Source organism: Allobosea sp. R86505 (assembly GCF_042466375.1).
In the GTDB taxonomy this organism is placed as follows: Bacteria; Pseudomonadota; Alphaproteobacteria; order Rhizobiales; family Beijerinckiaceae; genus Allobosea.
Genome location: NZ_JAXHPY010000001.1, coordinates 2256618 through 2275273, shown reverse-complemented (window position 1 = coordinate 2275273; position 18656 = coordinate 2256618). Strand labels below are relative to the sequence as shown.

General features: G+C 69.0%; 17 protein-coding genes. 9 read left to right on the top strand and 8 right to left on the bottom strand.

The genetic code is table 11. From position 1 onward, the window contains the following. From fumC to SJY11_RS10965, 3 genes are read left to right on the top strand one after another with little or no spacing between them, the layout of a single operon-like run. Nucleotides 1-1395, top strand: a complete 1395-nt coding sequence (fumC, locus tag SJY11_RS10975; RefSeq protein WP_376986632.1) for a class II fumarate hydratase — start codon at nt 1-3, stop codon at nt 1393-1395. Nucleotides 1396-1408: 13 nt separating this feature from the next. Further along, complete coding sequence (locus tag SJY11_RS10970) at nt 1409-1606, top strand: DUF4169 family protein (RefSeq protein WP_376986631.1); 198 nt, start codon at nt 1409-1411, stop codon at nt 1604-1606. Next, complete coding sequence (locus tag SJY11_RS10965; RefSeq protein WP_376986630.1) at nt 1603-1833, top strand: ribbon-helix-helix domain-containing protein; 231 nt, start codon at nt 1603-1605, stop codon at nt 1831-1833. The genes SJY11_RS10970 and SJY11_RS10965 overlap by 4 nt, the downstream gene beginning before the upstream one ends. Nucleotides 1834-1954: 121 nt before the next feature. Here the strand turns inward: SJY11_RS10965 and SJY11_RS10960 are convergent, their stop codons facing one another. Next, on the bottom strand, nt 1955-5569 hold the full coding sequence (locus tag SJY11_RS10960; protein WP_376986629.1) for an AsmA family protein: 3615 nt from the start codon (nt 5567-5569) through the stop codon (nt 1955-1957). Nucleotides 5570-5704: 135 nt separating this feature from the next. Then, nucleotides 5705-7150, bottom strand: a complete 1446-nt coding sequence (locus tag SJY11_RS10955; protein WP_376986627.1) for an FAD-binding oxidoreductase — start codon at nt 7148-7150, stop codon at nt 5705-5707. Nucleotides 7151-7408: 258 nt separating this feature from the next. Here SJY11_RS10955 and SJY11_RS10950 point away from each other — a divergent pair, with 258 nt between their 5' ends. After that, a complete protein-coding gene (locus tag SJY11_RS10950; RefSeq protein WP_376986625.1) occupies nt 7409-7969 on the top strand; it encodes a thioesterase family protein in 561 nt (186 codons plus the stop codon). A 37-nt stretch (nt 7970-8006) separates the two neighbouring features. Here the strand turns inward: SJY11_RS10950 and SJY11_RS10945 are convergent, their stop codons facing one another. Beyond that, on the bottom strand, nt 8007-8801 hold the full coding sequence (locus SJY11_RS10945) for an ion channel (RefSeq protein ID WP_376986624.1): 795 nt from the start codon (nt 8799-8801) through the stop codon (nt 8007-8009). 112 nt (nt 8802-8913) lie between these two features. Between SJY11_RS10945 and SJY11_RS10940 the strand changes: the two genes are divergently transcribed. Continuing rightward, the gene (locus SJY11_RS10940) at nt 8914-9195 is read left to right on the top strand and encodes a DUF427 domain-containing protein (RefSeq protein ID WP_376986622.1); all 282 of its coding nucleotides are present in this window, start codon (nt 8914-8916) and stop codon (nt 9193-9195) included. 7 nt (nt 9196-9202) lie between these two features. Here the strand turns inward: SJY11_RS10940 and SJY11_RS10935 are convergent, their stop codons facing one another. From SJY11_RS10935 to SJY11_RS10920, 4 genes are all read right to left on the bottom strand, one after another. Then, nucleotides 9203-9868, bottom strand: coding sequence for a class I SAM-dependent methyltransferase (locus SJY11_RS10935; RefSeq protein WP_376986621.1), 666 nt, complete (start codon nt 9866-9868; stop codon nt 9203-9205). Then, entirely contained in the window at nt 9865-11079 is a 1215-nt protein-coding gene (locus SJY11_RS10930; RefSeq protein ID WP_376989302.1) for a BtaA family protein, read from the bottom strand. Before SJY11_RS10930 ends, SJY11_RS10935 begins: the two co-directional genes overlap by 4 nt. Nucleotides 11080-11211: 132 nt before the next feature. Further along, nucleotides 11212-12180: a tripartite tricarboxylate transporter substrate-binding protein gene (locus SJY11_RS10925; protein WP_376986620.1), complete on the bottom strand. Its 969-nt coding sequence runs from the start codon at nt 12178-12180 to the stop codon at nt 11212-11214. Between the two features lie 64 nt (nt 12181-12244). Next, complete coding sequence (locus SJY11_RS10920; protein WP_376986619.1) at nt 12245-12949, bottom strand: GntR family transcriptional regulator; 705 nt, start codon at nt 12947-12949, stop codon at nt 12245-12247. A 116-nt stretch (nt 12950-13065) separates the two neighbouring features. Between SJY11_RS10920 and SJY11_RS10915 the strand changes: the two genes are divergently transcribed. The 3 genes from SJY11_RS10915 (at nt 13066) to msrA (ending at nt 15344) form a co-directional block, all read left to right on the top strand. After that, complete coding sequence (locus SJY11_RS10915) at nt 13066-14142, top strand: tartrate dehydrogenase (protein WP_376986617.1); 1077 nt, start codon at nt 13066-13068, stop codon at nt 14140-14142. Nucleotides 14143-14266: 124 nt separating this feature from the next. After that, nucleotides 14267-14707 carry a peptide-methionine (R)-S-oxide reductase MsrB gene (gene msrB / locus SJY11_RS10910; RefSeq protein WP_376989301.1) on the top strand — a complete coding sequence of 147 codons (441 nt, stop codon included), beginning with the start codon at nt 14267-14269 and terminating at the stop codon, nt 14705-14707. A 1-nt stretch (nt 14708) separates the two neighbouring features. Beyond that, a complete protein-coding gene (gene msrA, locus SJY11_RS10905; protein WP_376986616.1) occupies nt 14709-15344 on the top strand; it encodes a peptide-methionine (S)-S-oxide reductase MsrA in 636 nt (211 codons plus the stop codon). 21 nt (nt 15345-15365) lie between these two features. Here msrA and SJY11_RS10900 read toward each other — a convergent pair whose 3' ends face one another. Continuing rightward, nucleotides 15366-15716, bottom strand: coding sequence for a hypothetical protein (locus SJY11_RS10900; protein WP_376986614.1), 351 nt, complete (start codon nt 15714-15716; stop codon nt 15366-15368). A gap of 165 nt (nt 15717-15881) precedes the next feature. Here SJY11_RS10900 and SJY11_RS10895 point away from each other — a divergent pair, with 165 nt between their 5' ends. Next, on the top strand, nt 15882-18251 hold the full coding sequence (locus SJY11_RS10895; RefSeq protein WP_376986613.1) for an ATP-dependent helicase: 2370 nt from the start codon (nt 15882-15884) through the stop codon (nt 18249-18251). Nucleotides 18252-18656: the final 405 nt, after the last annotated feature.

The following is an 18656-nucleotide window of genomic DNA, read 5'->3' as shown; positions in this document are numbered from 1 at the left end:
ATGTCCGACACCCGCACCGAAACCGATTCCTTCGGCCCGATCGCCGTCCCCGCGGACCGCTACTGGGGCGCGCAGACGCAGCGCTCGCTCGAGAATTTCCGCATCGGCGGCGAGCGCGAGCGCATGCCCCTGCCGCTCGTCCACGCCCTGGTGCTGGTCAAGAAGACCGCCGCCCATGTCAACGCCCGCCTCGGGCTGATCGACCAGCGCGTCGCCGGCGCCATCGGCCAGGCGGCCGACGAGGCGCTGTCGGGCCAGTTCGACGGCCATTTCCCGCTGGTGATTTGGCAGACCGGGTCCGGCACGCAGACCAACATGAACGTCAACGAGGTGCTGGCGAACCGGGCCAACGAGCTTCTCGGCGTGGGGCTCGGCGCCAAGAGCCCGGTCCACCCCAACGACCACGTCAATCGCGGCCAGTCCTCCAACGATTGCTTCCCCACCGCGATGCACATCGCGGCCGCGCTCGAGATCACGCGCTCGCTGCTGCCGGCCCTGCGCGCGCTCGAAAAGGCGCTGGCGAACAAGGCGGCGGCCTTCAAGGATCTGGTCAAGATCGGGCGCACCCATCTCCAGGATGCGACGCCCGTCACGCTCGGCCAGGAATTCTCCGGCTATGCGATGCAGCTCCATCTCGGCATAAGTCGGATCGAGGCGTCGCTCGGCGGGCTCCATGCGCTGGCCCAGGGCGGCACCGCCGTCGGCACCGGCCTCAACACGCATCCCGATTTCGCCGCCCTCTTCGCCCGCGAGGTCGCGGCCCTGACCGGCGTGCCCTTCCGCAGCGCCGAGAACAAGTTCGAGGCGCTGGCGAGCCATGGCGCGCTCGCCGCCGCCCATGGTGCGCTCGCGGCGCTCGCCGCCGACCTGTTCAAGATCGCCAACGACATCCGCCTGATGGGCTCAGGCCCGCGCTCGGGCCTCGGCGAGATCAGCCTCCCCGAGAACGAGCCCGGCTCCTCGATCATGCCCGGCAAGGTCAACCCGACCCAGGCCGAGGCGCTGACCATGGTCGCGGCGCAGGTCATGGGCAACCAGACCACGATCGGCTTCGCCGCCAGCCAGGGCCATTTCGAGCTGAACGTCTTCAAGCCGGTGATCGCCGCCGCCTTCCTGCAGTCGGTGAGGCTGTTGACCGACGCAGCCGACAGCTTCCGCACCAACTGCGTGGAGGGCATCGTCGCCAATGAGGACCAGCTCCGGGAACTGCTGTCGCGCTCGCTGATGCTGGTGACGGCACTGGCGCCTGCCATCGGCTATGACGGCGCAGCCGGCATCGCCAAGGCGGCCCATCACAACGGCACGACCCTGCGCGAGGAAGCGCTGCGCGCCGGTGTCGCCGCCGACCTGTTCGACGCCACCGTCAGGCCCGAGCTGATGCTCGGCCCGGCCTGAGCGGGCGCCCGCCATGGCCGAGATCGTCAATCTGCGCCGGGCCCGCAAGCAGCGCGCGCGGCAGGAGGCGGAGCAGCAGGCGCAGCAGAACCGCATCGCCTTCGGCCGGACCAAGGCGGAGCGAAGCCTGACGCAGGCCGAGCGCGACAAGGCCGGCCGCACGCTGGACGGGCACCGCCTCGCTCCACCCGATGACGAGCCGACGCCGTGAGCGCGGAGCGCAAGCGCTCGCTGACCGTCGCCGGCCACCGCACCAGCGTCTCGCTGGAAGAACCTTTCTGGGAGTCGCTGAAGGAGATCGCCGCCGCGCAGGGACTGACCGTGGCGGGCCTGATCGCCGCGATCGACCAAAGCCGCGAGGGCGTCAACCTCTCCTCGGCGCTGCGCCTGCACGTGCTCGCGCATTATCGCCGGCTCGCGGCTGGACCCGAGGCCTGAAGGCGCAAAGCCAGCGGCAAGCCACTGCAGGGTTCCCCGAAAACCTGTTTCCGCGCAGCAGCTTGCTGGCGTCGCCTGAATCGATGCCGCAATGCCCTGATTCAGTCTGCGAGGTCGGCGCTCAACCCGGCGGGACGCCGCGCGAGAGCGGCCGTGGCACGGACTGGATGTCCACCGGCGGCGCCAGCGGCGGCGCGGGCTGCAGCACGGGGTCGGGGAAATTGGCCCGCGGCGCCGTGGGCAGGATCAGCGGCCCGGGCTGCGTCTGCGGTGTCGCGGCACGCTCTGCAGCGGCCCGCTCGGCGGCGGCCCGCTCGGCAGCCGCACGCGCCCGCGCGGCCCGCTCCTCCGCCTCGATGCGACGGCGCATCTCCTGCTCCATCCGGGCCTGCTCGGCCCGGCGCAGCTCTTCCGCACGTCGCTCCTCGACGAGGCGGCGGGCCTCCTCGGCCCGGCGTTCCTCCTCGGCGCGCTTTTCCTCGGCCAGACGGCGCTCCTCCTCCGCCTTCAGGAACTCGGCGAGCTTGCGCGCATTTTCGCGCATCTCGCGCTCCGCCCGCAGACGCCGGGAATGGGCCGCGCGCTCGCGGGCATCGGCCTCGAACGCCTCGACGCGCTCGATCTCGCGCGCCAGCGCCCGCGCCGCCACCATGTTGGAGAGCGCATTCACATCCGTCTCCCGCCGCGGCGCGGCGAGCGGCCCGCGCCAGGCGACGCCGACCTGCGGCGCATCGGCTGGCCAGCCCTTGGGCAGCGCCCCCAGCGGCCTGAGGCCGAGGCGCAGATCGAGCGTCAGCGCCCGCAGATCGACGATGCCGCTCGCCTCCGTCCGCAGCCCGTCGCGCTCAAAGGTCAGCGGCTGCAGCCGCACCAGCCCGCCGGCCAGCGTAAACGGCACGGTGACGCTGCCGAGCGCCCAGCCGTCACGGTCGAGCGCCTCCGACAGGCGCTGCTGCAGCCGGGCCGCATCGCTTTCGGACGCATCCTCCCCCGTCGTCGCGATGATCCGCGCATAGGCCGCGGGGTCGAAACGGCTGAGGCGTGCCTCCGCGAAGGTCAGGGCGCCGGCTCCACCGAGTCCGGCGATCAGCCGCGCCGGGCTCTCGCCCGAGCCGCCCGCCTCAACCTGGCCGGACACCTTGCCGCCGAGGCCGCCGCCCGTGAGCGGCGCGAGATCGACGCCTTCGAGCGTCACGCGGCCCGACAGCTGCGCCAACCCGCCCTCGCGCCGGGTCGTGAACCGGCCGCCGACACGGCCGCCGCCATAATCGGCGGTGAAATCGTCAAGCCGCAGACCGTCCTGATCCGCACGCAGAGAAAACCGCGCGTCACGCAGGATGACGCCGTCCGTCGCGGTCACCGCGCCGGCCTCGATCGCGAGATCGAATTCGGGCAGGCTCGCCGGCGGGCCGAAGCGCGCCGTCGACCAGGTCGAAGGCCCCGACGGGCCGGCCCCCAGCGCCGCGCCCAGCAACCCGCGCAGATCGACCGTCGGCAGGGCGAGGCGGCCGGAAAGCCCGCCGCCCTCGCGCGCCAGGACGAGTGTGCCCTTGGCCGTGGCGCCGGCCAGGTTGAACACCGCCTCGTCGAACGTAACCGCTTCCGGCGTGACGGCGAGGCGGGCATGGGCATCGACGAGCCCGTCCGGCAGCAAACGCGCGGCGCCGTCGGGCAGGATCTGGCCCGGCCCTTCGGCCTGGAGCGTCAGCCGCGAGCCGGCCGAACCGTCCCGCTCCAGCACCATGGACAGGCCCGGGCCGGCCAGCGTGGCGGCAAGCCTCGCGGCATTCTGCTCCAGCACCAGCTCGCCCGGGCCGGTCTGGCGCGGCGCTGGCAGCCCGAACGCCTGGAAGGCCTGACGACGGTCGGCCAGGTCGAAACGCAGGCGGGCACCGGTCCAGCGGCCGCCGCCGTCGAGCCGCCCGGTCAGGGAGAGCCGCCCGGCCTGCGCCGAACCATCAAGGACGAGGCCGGTCTCTCCACTCGGCGCCCGGGTCAGGCGAAAGCCCGCATCGAGCCGCGACAGCCCGTCGCCGACGCGGCCGAGCACAGGCCGCGCCGCCTCGGGGACAAGGGGACCGGCCAGGGCCGCGAGCGTCTCGAAGCGCGGCGCCCGGATGCGACCCGCGATCTCGCCGCCCTCTGCGAGCAGCGCGCCAGAGCCTGAGACATTGACGCCGCCGAAACCGTCGATCGCCAGGCGGCTGAGGCGCCAGACAGCCCCCTCCCGGCGCAGATCGAGACTGGCCGAACCCGGCGGCGCATTGCGGAAGCGGGCCTGCGTCAGGCTGAGGTCGAGCGCGAGATCACGCGTGCCGATCAGCCTGGCGAAGCTCGTCCCCGGTGGCAGCGTGTTGAGGTCGAACCCGTTCAGCACCGCCTTCGCGGCGAGCCGCTGCGGCGTGACGTCGCCCGAGAGGTCGAGCCGCACGCCGGAGGAGCCCGTCACCATGAGCCGCTGCAGGCCGACGCGCCCGCCATCCCAGGCGCCGACCGCCTCGGCGTCGATCTGGCCGAGCGCCGCGACGAGATCGGCCAGCGCCGGGTCGAGCCCGGCCCGGGCGAGAACGAGCGCGATCCGCCGCGAATCGTCGGCCTTGAGATTGAGCCGCCCGGCCACGCCGTCGCGATCGGCCGCCCCGCTCGCCCCCAGCAGGGCGCCCGCGACGCGCACCGATGCGGTGGCCTCGGAGAGACCATGGCCGTCCAGCCGGCCGCGCAGGCCAAGAGCAGAGAAATCCTCGCCCCGCCAGATCAACTGGTCGAGGTCGAGCGAGAAGTCGAGACGTCCCGGCAGCGTCTGCAGCACGCGCTCGAAGCCGGACCGCGCGGCCAGCGCCTCGGCCAGGGCATCCGCATCCAGCCGCCGCGCCCGCAGGGCGAGCGAGCCCGTCCCCGTCGCCGGCAGGAACTGCCCCTCGCCCTCCAGCCGCGCCGCACCACCGGCGATGTCGATGACCAGGCCGGCGACATCGAGCTGGCGAGCGCCGCCCGTGACCTTGCCGGACAGCGCCATGGCGCCCCCGGGCGACAGCGTGAAGGCTCCGTCGAGACCAGGCGCCGCCCCGCCCCCCGGCAGCAGGAAGCTGCCGTCGAAGCTCAGCTGGATGTCCTGCCCCGTCACGAAGGCCTTGGCCCGCAGCCTCCCGTCGGGCTCCATCGCGCCGGTGGTGACGCGCACGGACGCACCGGCGGCCTCGCCCTCGATCCGCCAGGGACCCGCCAGCGTCACCGCCGAGATGTCCGCGGCGATCGGCCCGATGGCGATGGGTTCGCGGTCCGCCTCGCGCCAGATCAGTACCGAACGGCCGACGGAGAGGCGGTCGAGGCTGGTCTGTGTCGGCAGGCCGGAGCCCGTGCGGGCCGGCAGGCGCAGCGCGCCGGCCTCGTCGAGCGCCACGACCACCGTCGCACCCTCGGCCCGCGCATCGGCGATGCGGAATTCGCCGCGCATCAGGGCCGACAGCGCGAGCTCGACGGTCAGCGTCTCGACCACGGCCCGGCTCGCCTGCGCGTCTTCACCACCGAAGCGGACGTCCTGGATCGTCAGCCGCGGCGAGGGCAGCAACCGCAGGCCGATGCCGCCGCCGATCCGGGTCTCGACGCCCAGCGCGCTCGCCAGCCGCTCCTCGAAATGCGGCCGGTAGCCACGCCAGTCGACGAAGCCGGGCCCCACCAGCGCGGCGAGCAGCGCCAGCACCAGCAGGCCGGCCAGAACTGTCAGGGTCTCACGCAACGTCCGGCATTGTCCTCGTCGTGGGAGAGCGCACCGCGATGATGCAGGCAAGGATCATGCAGGCAAGTCGCGGCGAGATCACGACAATTCGGGCGCACCCGCGTGATTGTCGCAGCCTTGTCCGATGCCGGGCCCTCAGAGCAGGACGATCTTGCCGGGGTTGAGGATGTTCTGCGGATCGAGCGCACGCTTCAGCGTGCGCATGACGGCCAAGGCCGGCGCGCCATGCTCGGCTTCGAGATACTTGATCTTCTTCTGGCCGACGCCGTGCTCGCCGGTGCAGGTGCCGCCCATGGCCAGCGCGCGCTTGACCAGCCGGTCGAGGAAGCCCTGGACGCGGGCCACCTCGTCGGGATCGGCCAGATCGAGCAGCGGTTGGGTGTGGAAATTGCCGTCGCCGACATGGCCGGCGATCGGCGCGATCAGCCCGGTCGCCTCGATGTCGCGCTTGGTCTCCTCGACGCACTCGGCCAGCTGCGAGATCGGCACGCAGACATCGGTCGCCAGCGTGTCGGCGCCCGGTCGAAGCGCGCGTCCCGCCCAGTAGCCGTTGTGCCGGGCTTCCCAGAGCCGCGTCCGATCCTCGGCCTTGGTCGCCCAGTCGAAGGCGCCGCCGCCATTCTCGGCCGAGATCTCGCCGAAGCGTTCCGACTGCTCCTTCACCCAGGCCTCGGTGCCGTGGAACTCGACGAACAGCATCGGCGTCTCCGGCAGGCCGAGCTTGGAATGCAGGTTGAAGCCCTTGATCATGACCTCGTCGAGCAGCTCGATGCGCGCCACCGGAATGCCGGTCTGGATCGTCATGATGGCGGTGTCACAGGCCGCCTTGATCGACGGGAACGGGCAGACGCCCGCCGCGATCGCCTCGGGGATGCCGTGCAGCTTCAGCGTGATCTCGGTGATGATGCCGAGCGTGCCTTCGGAGCCGACCAGCAGGCGGGTCAGGTCATAGCCGGCCGAGGTCTTGCGGGCCCGCGTCGAGGTCTTGACGATCGAGCCGTCCGCCATCACCGCCGTCAGGGCCAGGACATTGTCCTTCATCGTGCCGTAGCGGACCGCATTGGTGCCCGAGGCCCGCGTCGCCGCCATGCCGCCGATCGAGGCGTCGGCGCCGGGATCGATCGGGAACATCAGCCCCATGTCGCGCAGATGCTCGTTCAGCTCCTTGCGGGTGACGCCGGCTTCGACGAGGCAGTCGAGATCCTCGGCATGCACCGCGATGATGCGCTTCATCTGGCTCAGATCGACGCAGACGCCGCCATAGGGCGCGTTGACATGGCCCTCCAGCGAGGTGCCGGTGCCGAAGGCGATGACCGGAACCCCGTGTCGCGCGCAGAGCGTCACGATCTCGGAGACCTCCTGCGTGTCGTGGGGATACACAACCGCATCCGGCGGCTGGTTGGGGATCCAGGTCAGCGTGTGCCCGTGCTGCTGGCGCACGGCGAGGCTGGTCACCAGCCGGTTGCCGAAGGACGCCGCCAGAGCCTGCGTCACGGCCGTAATGGCATCCGCCGACGGCGGCAGCGTCGCAACGGGTGCGAATGCGGGTGCTTCTTGGAGGGCTGTGGCGGGAAAGCTCATTGTCAACATCCAACGCTGGAGTTTACATTTGAAACAAGTCGGCATCGCAGATCGTTACGATGTCGTCAGGCATCCGGACCGATCATCCGCCATCCCGAACCGGGCCGGCGGAAAGGTCCTGATGCAGTAGGATAGACCATCGCCGCAGGCAACGGGCTGGCCCGATCCTGCGCTGCCGGTGCGGCCACCATGCGCCCGCCGCGGGATGAGGCCGGCCATGCCTGCGGGAGACGCGGTTTTGAAGGAAGGGAGGCGGCCATGAAACACGACATCCGCGCTCCGGCGCTGTTCTTTGCGCCCTTCGTCTCCTCGGCGATGCGGGTCGAGCCGCAATGGATCGATTATAACGGCCATCTCAACATGGCCTATTATCACGTGCTCTTCGACCGTGCGGTCGACGAGGTGTTCTCCCTCGTCGGCCTCAACCGCGACTATGTCGATAGCCGCCACGCCTCGACCTTCACCGCCGAGTGCCACATCCTCTACAAGCGCGAGCTGACCGAGAGCGATCAGGTCCGCGTCACCGCCCAGCTCATCGCCTTCGACGACAAGCGGCTGCATTATTATCTCGAGATGCGGCACGCGACCGAAGGCTGGCTCGCAGCAACCAGCGAGAACCTCTCGCTCCATGTCGACCTGACGAGCCGCAAGGTCTGCCCATTCCCCGCCGACATCCTCGCCAACATCGCCCTGATGAAGGCCTCCCACAGCATGATGCCGCTGCCGGCCACCATCGGCCGCATCATCGGCATGCCCGAGAAGACCGCCATCACGGTCGAGAGCATGACCGGCGAACGCGAGACCGAGACGCGGCACTGAGGCGCGCAAGCCGCAGCGAGGGGCGATAGTTCCGCGCTCAGTCGGGATCGGGAATGCACAGGATCTGCCCGCAGGCCTTGCAATGCACCGCATCGGGCTCGTGGCGCTGCAGGCCGCAGCGCGGGCAGGGATAGGTTACCTTCGCGGGCCGGAAGATTGCCTGCGCGAGGCGCACGAACAGCGAGATGCCGATGATCATCACGGCGATCGAGGTGAGCTTGCCGGCCGTTCCTGGCAGGGTGATGTCGCCGAAGCCGGTCGTGGTCATCGTGGTCACGGTGAAATAGAAGGCGTCGACATAGCCTTCGATCCCCGGCCGCCCGGTGAAGAAGAAGCTGTAGATGAAGCCGGTGACGACGAAGAGGAAGGTCGTCAGGTTGATCACAGCCCGCGCCGCGTCTTCACGGTCACGGAAGCGGGTGCGCCGCCATTGCTGCCAGATCACGCCGCGCTTCGACAGCGTCCAGAGCCGCAGGATCCGCAGAAAGCCGAAATTGTCGAGCCAGGTCGGAACCAGCAGCGTCGCGAGGATGACGAGGTCTAGCAGCATCGTCGGCTGCCGCAGCAGCCGCGGGATATTCGAGGCCGCCAGCATCCGCGTCACGATCTCCGCGGCGAGGATCGCCGCCACGGAATAGTCGATCCAGAGAAAAGCCGGCCGATCGCGGATCAGCGGTGTCGCGATGAAGAAGGCGATGATGACGATGTCGATGACCGTCGTCGCGAGTTGGAAGCGCAAGGCGGCCGGCGAGCGCCCGTGATAGAGCTGCCGGAGCCGGTCGCGCAGGCCGCCGGGGGCGTCGGGCGCATCGCAGGGAGGCATTCCGCTCATGAGGCCGCGCTATCACGCGACTGTCAGGGCGTCCAGCGCAAGCGTGATTGGCGACGAGGCACACTCCGTTCTAGTTTGCCGGCAAGGACAAGAAAACAGGGGAGCGGACGCCATGGTCAGGGCGATCTGGAACGACACCGTCATTGCCGAGTCGGACGACACCATCGTCATCGAGGGCAACCACTACTTCCCGGAATTCGCTCTCCGCGACGCCTTCTTCAAGCCGAGCGAGACGACCAGCGTCTGCGGCTGGAAGGGGCTGGCGAACTACCGCTCGATCGTGGTGGACGGAAAAGAGAACCGCGACGCCGCCTGGTACTACGCCGATCCCAAGCCCGCCGCCGCCGATATCCGCGGCCGCGTCGCCTTCTGGAAGGGCGTTCAGGTCGCCTGAGCCGGGTTCAGGCGGCCCGCCTGAGCACCGCGAGCGCGGCATAGCCGCCATGGAGCGAGGTCGCGCGCAGCGTCGCGCCGGACTCGACCGCGGCGTCAGCGAGCACCTGTGCCAGCTCGCGGCGCGGCGTGACGTGGAACAGCGCCAGCCAGCGGTTCAGCACCGCGCTGAACGGGCGCGGCAGCTCGCGCTGGTCACCGAAATCGACGATGTGCAGTTCGCCGCCCGGCGCGAGACGCCGCAGCGCCTCCTCGACCACGCCCTGCCAGGGCGGGATCATCGACAGTGCGTAGGAAATCACGATCCGGTCGAAACCGGCCCGGCCGAACAGCGCCTGCGGCTCGAAATCCGTGGCATCGGCCTGGGCGAGCCCGATCCGATCCGTCAGGCCGGCGCGCGCAACCGAGCGCCGCGCCGTCTCCAGCATCGCAGAGGAAACATCCAGGCCGAAGCAGGCCCGTCCGGGATAGGCCTGCGCGATCCGCACCAGGTTGCGGCCGGTGCCGCAGCCGATCTCCAGCACGCTGCCCGCCTCCGGCGGCGCGAGGTCGGTGATCAGCCGGTCGCGCCCGAGCAGGTAGAATTTGCGGCTGGCGTCGTAGATGTGCCGCTGATGGCGGTAGATCGCGTCCATCAGGCCGGCCGCATCACCGGCGGGCGCGAGCGAGCTCACGCCACTGCCTCCGGCCGCACATAGAGGTGGAAGCCGCCATAGATTGCCGAGCGGTCGCGGGCACACAGCGCCCGGCTCGTTTCCTCCTCATAGCGCCATTGCTCGAGGATTTCGGCCGGCACGCGCCCCGGCAGCAGACGCTCGTCGGCGGCGGTGCGGAAGATCACCCGCGCACCCGGCCGGGCCGTCCGGGTGATCTGCGTCCACAGCGCCGTCAGATCGGCGTCGCTCATCCAGTCCTGCGCGTCGAGCAGGACATAGGCGTCGCAGCTCTTGGCGGGCTGCGCCTCGAGGAAGGCAGTGATCGCGCTCTGGTGATAGGAAACGCGGCTCGCCCGCGCCCTGACGCGCTCGAAATGCGTCCGCTGCAGATAGGGCGGCAGCGCCGCATCCTCCGCCGGCTCGTAGCCGCGCCCGAACGCCTGGCGGGCGAAGTAGTTGGTCTTCAGGTCGAAGCCGCAGGCCAGCCGCTCGAGCCGGTCGCGCAGCGCGCCGCGGATGCCGTCGGCCCCGTCGGCGGCGAGCGCCTTGTACTGGGCCGGCGGAATGCCGAGCCCGTAGAGCGAGGCCGGCTGGCGGATCAGCCAGCGCACGAAGGGCTTGTCGAAGACCGGCGCCAGATGCCGCTCGAACAGCACGCGCTGCTCGGCGAGATCGCGCGCCTCCAGCATCCTGCGGGGATCGCAGCCGAGCGCCCGCCCGAGCAGATGGCCGGCCCCGATGAAGCGGCCGAGCAGCCCGAAGCGATAGACGTTGCGCGCGAACATGCCGATGCGGCGTCGCCCGTCGAGCCCCCGGCCCTCCCAGTAGCTGCGCGAGGTCGCATCGAGATGCGGCGCGATCTCGCGGTCGTAGAGGGTCACGTTCTCCCGCGACTGCGCCTGCCCGAAGAAGCGCAGGAACGCGTCATGCCGCGTCATCCGCGCCAGCGCCTCAAGCTTGAGCTTGCCGAGCGCGATATGGGCGCCGTTGAGGTCGATCGCGCTGATCTTCGTCGGGTCCGCCGTCAGATAGGACAGCACGTTGCACGAACCGGACGCGATGGCGACGACATGATCGTCGGGCTTCAGCGCCAGCGCCTCCATGTCGACGACCGGGTCCTCCCAGATCTGGGGATAGACCAGACCCGAAAAGGCGAGCGTGAACATCCGTTCCAGCAGGCCCGCCTTGGAGAGAGGCTTGTTGCGGTGAACCGCCGTCGTCAGCCCCATGCTGGTCGTGCGCCGCACCGCACGGGCCGTCTGTGTCGCCTGATCCGTCACCGGCCCCTCGCTCGCCATCCCTCGATGGCGAGCCGACTAGTGGAGTCGCATGACGCTTGGGTGACGCTGCGAACAGACGCGTTACTGCGCCGTGACGCCGGCCGCCTTGATCACCGGCGTCCATTTGTCGACCTCGGCGCGGACATGGGCGCCGAGCGCCGCCGAACTCTGGCCGGCATCGTCGGGGATGATGCAGCCGAGCTCCAGCAGCCTCGTCCGGACGCCTGCATCTGCGAGCGCCGCACGCCCGGCGGCATTGAGCCGGTCGACGATCTCCTTCGGCGTATCCTTGGGCGCGAAGATCGCGTTCCAGCCGACAGCCTGGAACTCGGGCAGGCCCCCCTCGGTGCTGGTCGGCACGTCCTTGGCGACGGCGAGCCGGTTCGGCGTCGCGACGACATAGGTCTTGAGCTGGGTGAGCTGCGGAACGATGCCGACGGTCTGGTCGCAGACATAGTCGAGTTGCTTGGCGAGCAGCGCGTTCATCGCGGGGCCGGAGCCACGGAACGGCACATGCTGGACCGGCGCCTTGATCAGATGGTGGAAGAACACGCAGGTCAGATGCGAGGTCGAGCCGACGCCGCCATGGCCGTAATTATACTTGGACGGGTTGGCCTTCAGCAGCGCGATGAACTCCGGCAGCGTATTGGCCGGAAAGTCCTTATGGGCCGAGATCAGCATCGGCGTGCCCGCCGTGTTGATGATGGGGGCGAAATCGGTGCGCGGGTCATAGGCCAGGTTCGGATAGAGCCCGACAGAAGCCGAGTGGGTCCCGAGATTGCCCATCATGATCGTGTAGCCGTCCGGCGTCGCCCGGGCGACGCGCAGCGAGCCGGTGGTGCCCCCGGCGCCGGCGACGTTCTCGACCACGATCGACTGGCCGAGCGTGCGGCTCATATGGTCGGAGACGATCCGCGCGATGACGTCGGTCGGCCCGCCCGCGGCGAAGGGCACGACCAGCGTGATCGACCGTGCGGGATAGGTCTGCGCGGCCGCGGGGGCAGCGGCCATGGCGAAAGCGGCCCCGAGGGCCAGGATCAGGCGACGCATCATTTCCTCCGTGAGTTGAAGCCGCGTTGGCCGCGGTCTGGGCTGGGTTTGGACGGGATAGGTCTCACATGTGCCGCAGGCCGACACTCTCGATCAGCGGCAGCAATTCGTCGCGCGCGCGGATACGGTGCCGGCGCGCCGCCTCGCGGGCGAGGCCCGGCAGGCCGCGCCGGATCGCGTCGCTGGTGTCGCGATGCTCGGCCTCGGAAGCCGGCAGACGCGGCCGCAGACGCAGGGTCAGCATCCGCGCGCGGTGCGACTGGTCGTTGACCGTCTGGATGATCCGCGCGAAGCGGCCATTGCCGCAGCGTTCGACCAAGAGCCGGTGGAAGGCCTCGTCGGCATGCCCCCAGCCGGCGAGGTCGCCGGCGGCGAGAGCCCGCCCCATGTCGCCGGTGGCCCGGTCGAGATCCTCGGCCAGCGCGAGGCGCGCCGCCTCCGGCAGCCGCGCCGACAGCTCGGCCGCGCCGGCCTCGATCGCGATCAGCACCTCGTAGATCTCGGCGATGTCGTGCGGGGCGAGCGCGCAGATCAGGATGCCGCGCTTGGGCAGGATGCGGACGAGCCCCTCCTCCTGCAGCCGCAGCGCCGCCTCGTGCACAGGCGTACGGCTCATGCCGAGCCGCAGCGCCAGCTCGCCGGCCGAGGCCTGGTAGCCGGGCGCGAACACGCTTTCGCGGATCGCATGCTTCAGCGCGCCATAAGCGGCGTCGACGAGGCTCGCACCCCGCTCCCCCGCTGGCTCGACCGGCTTGCCGCGCAGCACCATCCCACATCCTCCGTCGGTATGACTAACAGCTTCCATGGAAGCTGCAATGGATTCTTGACTTGCAGCGACTTCGTTCGCAAAGACGGTGCGGAACAGGTTCCGAGGAGAGACGCGTCATGAAGACCCATCGCATCGCCGCCATCCCGGGAGACGGCATCGGCGTCGAGGTCATTGCGGCCGGCATCGAGGTGCTGGAAGCCCTGGCGCGCCGCGACGGCTCGTTCGGCTTCGCCTTCGATCATTTCGACTGGGGCTCGGACTACTACAAGCGCACCGGGCTGATGATGCCGGCCGACGGGCGCGACCAGATCAAGGACCATGACGCGATCTTCTTCGGCGCGGTCGGCGCGCCCGACGTGCCCGACCATGTCACGCTCTGGGGCCTGCGCCTGGCGATCTGCCAGCCTTTCGACCAATACGCCAATGTCCGCCCGACCCGGGTCCTGCCCGGCATCACCTCGCCTTTGCGCCACGTCTCCGGCCCGGAGCTCGACTGGGTGATCGTGCGCGAGAACTCGGAAGGCGAATATGCCGGTGTCGGCGGGCGCGTTCACAAGGGTTTCCCCGAGGAGGTCGCCACCGATGTCTCGATGATGACGCGCACCGGCGTCGCCCGCATCATGCGCTACGCCTTCAGGCTGGCGCAGGCGCGGCCGCGCAAGCTGCTCACCGTTGTCACCAAGTCGAATGCCCAGCGCCACGCCATGGTGATGTGGGACGAGATCGCCGCCAAGGTCGCAACGGAGTTTCCCGATGTGACCTGGGACAAGATGCTGGTCGACGCCATGACCATGCGCATGGTGATCAAGCCCGGCAGCCTCGACACCATCGTCGCGACCAACCTCCATGCCGACATCCTGTCGGACCTCGCCGCCGCGCTCGCCGGCTCGCTCGGCATCGCGCCGACGGCCAATCTCAACCCCGAACGCGTGTTCCCCTCGATGTTCGAGCCGATCCATGGCTCGGCCTTCGACATCGCGGGCAAGGGCATCGCCAACCCGATCGGCACCTTCTGGACGGCGACGATGATGCTCGATCATCTCGGCGAGGCCGGAGCTTCGGCCCGGCTGATGCGGGCGATCGAGCGGGTGACGGCCGACCCGGCCTTCCACACGCCCGATCTCGGCGGCAAGGCGACGACGCGGGCAGTCACGGACGCGGTCATCGCCGCGATCGCCGGCGACAACGCCTGAGCCGTCAACGGCATCGTGACCCTGCCGGGCGCCCGGCGCTGCTGACAACCGGGCTCCTACTCCCCATATCCTTCGCGAACGGATGACACTGGAACACGCGAAAGGGAGAGCGGGAATGGGACTGATGAGCATCTTCGGCGGCAGCCAGGCGCCCCAGGAGCACTTCCCCTACGAGCTGAGCGACGCCGAATGGCGGGCCAAGCTGACGTCCGAGCAGTACCACGTGCTGCGCGGCCACGGCACGGAGCGCCCCGGATCCTGCGCCCTGAACCACGAGAAGCGCCCCGGCACCTTCTCTTGCGCCGGCTGCGACCAGCCGCTCTTCCGCAACCTCACCAAGTTCGAGAGCGGCACCGGCTGGCCGAGCTTCAACGAGCCGCTGGAGGGCGCCGTCGGCACCACCGAGGATCGCAAGTTCGGCATGCTCCGCACCGAGGTCCACTGCGCCAATTGCGGCGGCCATCTCGGCCATGTCTTTCCCGACGGCCCCCCGCCCACAGGCCTGCGCTACTGCATCAACGGCGTCGCGATGAACTTCGAACCCGCCGACGGCTCGCAGGTCTGAGATGGGGACGCGCCGCACCCTCCTCGCCGGACTCGCCGTGGCTGCAGGGCTCGGCCTGTCATCACCCGGCCTCGCCCAGCAGCCCGCCAGTCCCGCGACCGCCACGGCGATCTTCGCCGGCGGCTGCTTCTGGTGCATGGAGCCGCCCTTCGACGCGCTGCCCGGCGTGATCTCCACGACCTCCGGCTACACCAGCGGCCACACCGTCGACCCGACCTACAAGGAGGTCTCGGCCGGCAAGACCGGGCACACCGAGGCGGTGAAGATCGTCTACGACCCGGCGAAGGTCTCCTACGGCAAGCTGCTGCAGGTCTTCTGGCGCAACCACGATCCGCTGACCGCCAATGCCCAGTTTTGCGACAGGGGCAGCCAGTATCGCGCGGGCATCTATTACGGCTCGGAGCAGGAAAAGGCGCAGGCCGAGGCCTCGAAGGCCGAACTCGAGAAGTCGGGCCGGTTCAAATCCAGGATCACGACCGAGATCGTCGCGCAGACGAGCTTCTATCCGGCCGAAGACTATCATCAGGATTATTATCTGAACAACCCGATCCGCTACAAGATCTACCGCGGCGGTTGCGGCCGCGACAGCCGTCTCAGGGAGCTCTGGGGTGCGGAGGCCGGCGGCGGGCAGTCCTGACGACGCAGCTCAGGGCGGGGTTCAGCGCCCGGTCGGCACCTCGACAAAATAGACCGCCCGGTTGGCCGGCGTGCCCGCATGCAGGCAGACCACCCGCGCCCGGCGCTTGCCCCCTCCATCCTCGATCGCCGCGAAGGCGATGTATTCGGTCGCGACATGCTGCCCGCCGATCTTCTTGTCGAAGCGGTTCTCGATCAGGCTGTCGCCGCGCTCGATCCGCACCGCTTTCAGCGTGCCGCCGTCGCGCTTCGACTCGGCCAAGGCGAAGCGCTCGCAATCGGCCAGCGGATCGGGGGCCGGGCGCGTCTGGGCACCGGCCGCCAGCGGCGCAGCCAGCAGGACAAGGGCGGCGAGGCTCAGCAGTTTTGTCATGGAACGGCGCATGGGGTCCTCGTTTGGCTCAGTCCGACTGATGCCGCAGGCCGGCCCACGCGCCAAGCCGGCTCGCCATGGCCGAATGTCGCGGCGCGAGGGCGCAATCGCGACCGCCTGCCCCTATATTGACCGTGAACGAATCACGCACGAGCAGCGCCGATCTTGTCAGACCACAGCATCACCTCCGCCCCCCTGCCCCGCCCCGGCGGCCTCGCCGCGCGCGCCCAGGCCGCGCCGGCGGCTGGCTATCTCGCCGGGCTGAACCCGGAGCAGCGCCAGGCGGTCGAGGCGACCGACGGCCCCGTGCTGGTGCTGGCCGGTGCCGGCACCGGCAAGACCCGCGTGCTGACAACCCGCATCGCCCATCTGATCGCGACCAACCGCGCCTTCCCCTCGCAGATCCTCTCGGTGACCTTCACCAACAAGGCCGCGCGCGAGATGAAGGAGCGCATCGGCCATCTCGTCGGGGCGGTCGCCGAGGGCATGCCCTGGCTCGGCACCTTCCACTCGATCTCGGCCAAGATCCTGCGCCGCCACGCCGAGCTGCTCGATCTGCGCAGCGACTTCACCATCCTCGACACCGACGATCAGATCCGCCTGATGAAGCAGGTGATCCAGGCCGAGGGCATCGACGAGAAGCGCTGGCCGGCGCGCATGCTTTCCGGCTTCATCGATTCCTGGAAGAACCGCGGGCTCGCGCCCAAGGACGTCGCGCCGGGCGAGGCTGCCGTCTTCGCCAATGGCAAGGGCGGCAAGCTCTACGCCGCTTATCAGGACCGGCTGAAGACGCTGAATGCCGTCGATTTCGGCGATCTGCTGCTGCACTGCCTGACGCTGTTCCGCGAGCATGCCGATGTGCTCAGCCTCTATCACGAGCGCTTCCGCTACATCCTCGTCGACGAGTATCAGGACACCAACACGGCGCAGTATCTCTGGCTGCGCCTGCTCGCCCAGGGCCGCCGCAACATCGCCTGCGTCGGTGACGACGACCAGTCGATCTATGGCTGGCGCGGCGCCGAGGTCGACAACATCCTGCGCTTCGAGCACGATTTTCCCGGCGCGACCGTCATCCGGCTGGAGCGCAACTACCGCTCGACCGGCCACATCCTCGCCACCGCCTCCAAGTTGATCGCCCGCAACGAGACGCGGCTGGGCAAGACGCTGCGCACCGAAGACGAACTCGGCGAGAAGGTCACCATCACCGGCGCCTGGGACAGCCAGGAAGAGGCGAGGCTGATCACCGACGAGATCGAGGCGATGCAGTCGAAAGGCGACAACCTCGCCGAGATCGCCGTGCTGGTCCGCATCTCCGCCCAGATGCGCGAACTGGAGGAACGCTTCGTCCAGACCGGCGTGCCCTATCGCGTCATCGGCGGCCCGCGCTTCTACGAGCGCGCCGAGATCCGCGACGCCATGGCCTATCTGCGCTGCGTGGTGTCGCCGACCGACGATCTCGCCTTCGAGCGCATCGTCAACCAGCCCAAGCGCGGCCTGGGCGACGCCACCATCCAGATCCTGCACAACCACGCCCGCGCCAGCCAGCTCTCGCTGCTGCAATCGGCCCGCGCCATCGTCGAGAGCGACGAGCTCAAGCCGAAGGCGCGCACGAGCCTGCGCGAACTGGTCGAGGCCTTCGGCCGCTGGTCGAAGCGCGCCGAGCACATGCCGCAGGGCGAGCTCGCCGAACTCGTGCTGGAGGAGAGCGGCTATACCGAGATGTGGCAGAAGGACCGCTCGGCCGATGCTGCCGGCCGTCTCGAAAACCTCAAGGAGCTCGTCCGCTACCTCGACGAATTCCCCGATTTGCCTGCCTTTCTGGAATATGTCGCGTTGGTGATGGATACAGACCGAGGTGACGATACGGGTCGCGTCTCGATCATGACGCTGCACGGCGCCAAGGGGCTGGAGTTCGACACGGTCTTCCTGCCCGGCTGGGAGGAAGGGCTGTTCCCTAACCAGCGCGCCCTCGACGAGAGCGGCCGCGCCGGGCTGGAGGAAGAACGCCGCCTCGCCCATGTCGGCCTGACGCGCGCCCGCAAGCGGCTGAAACTCTATTTCGCCTCGAACCGCCGTATCCATGGCCTCTGGCAGTCGAGCCTGCCCTCGCGCTTCATCGACGAACTGCCCGAGGAGCATGTCGAAGTCGTCCAGGCGGCGTCGAACTACTCGCAGGGCGGCTATGGCGCCTCGCGCTTCGACCGGATGGAGAGCTTCGGCTCCTCCTACAACACGCCGGGCTGGCAGCGCGCCCAGGAGAACAAGGCGCGCGGCGGCTCGGGCTTCTCGGAAAGCGGCAGCGGCTTCGGCGGCAGCAGCTTCGGCAACAACCGCCAGCGCGGCCCCCTGCTGATCGAGGGCGAACTCACCGCCAAATCCTCGGGGACATCGGCCTACGACACCGGCGCCCGCGTCTTCCACGTCAAGTTCGGCCCCGGCTCGGTGGCCTCCGTCGACGGCAACAAGCTGACGGTCGATTTCGACAAGGCCGGGCGGAAGATGGTGCTTGACTCGTTCGTACAATCAACATCCTGAAGCTTCTGGATCAGCTTTTTATACAGCGCAGCGAATTTCTATAATTTTCATTCGGTTAGCGACCAAAGGAACGCGAAACAGCGAATCAATTCAAGAACTACCAATATCAACGATTTAAAAAAGCACGCATTTACAGCACGTTAGAAGAATTCCGTGGACACGTCCGCTCGTTTTGAGCGAAGCAATACAAATGCATGTAAATAGTTGGGTGCTTCTCCGTTAACCCGAGGCACCCATGCTCAACAATAGCAGCGACATCATTCGCCGCCTCGAACGCGAAGGCTGGCGGTGCGTGCGCACTACGGACTCGCACCACGTCTTTAACCCGCATTTCCCAGATAGCCGCGCCAATTCATGACGAAGACCGAAGATTATGATATAAGAATCAATGTGTTGTAGGTGTTT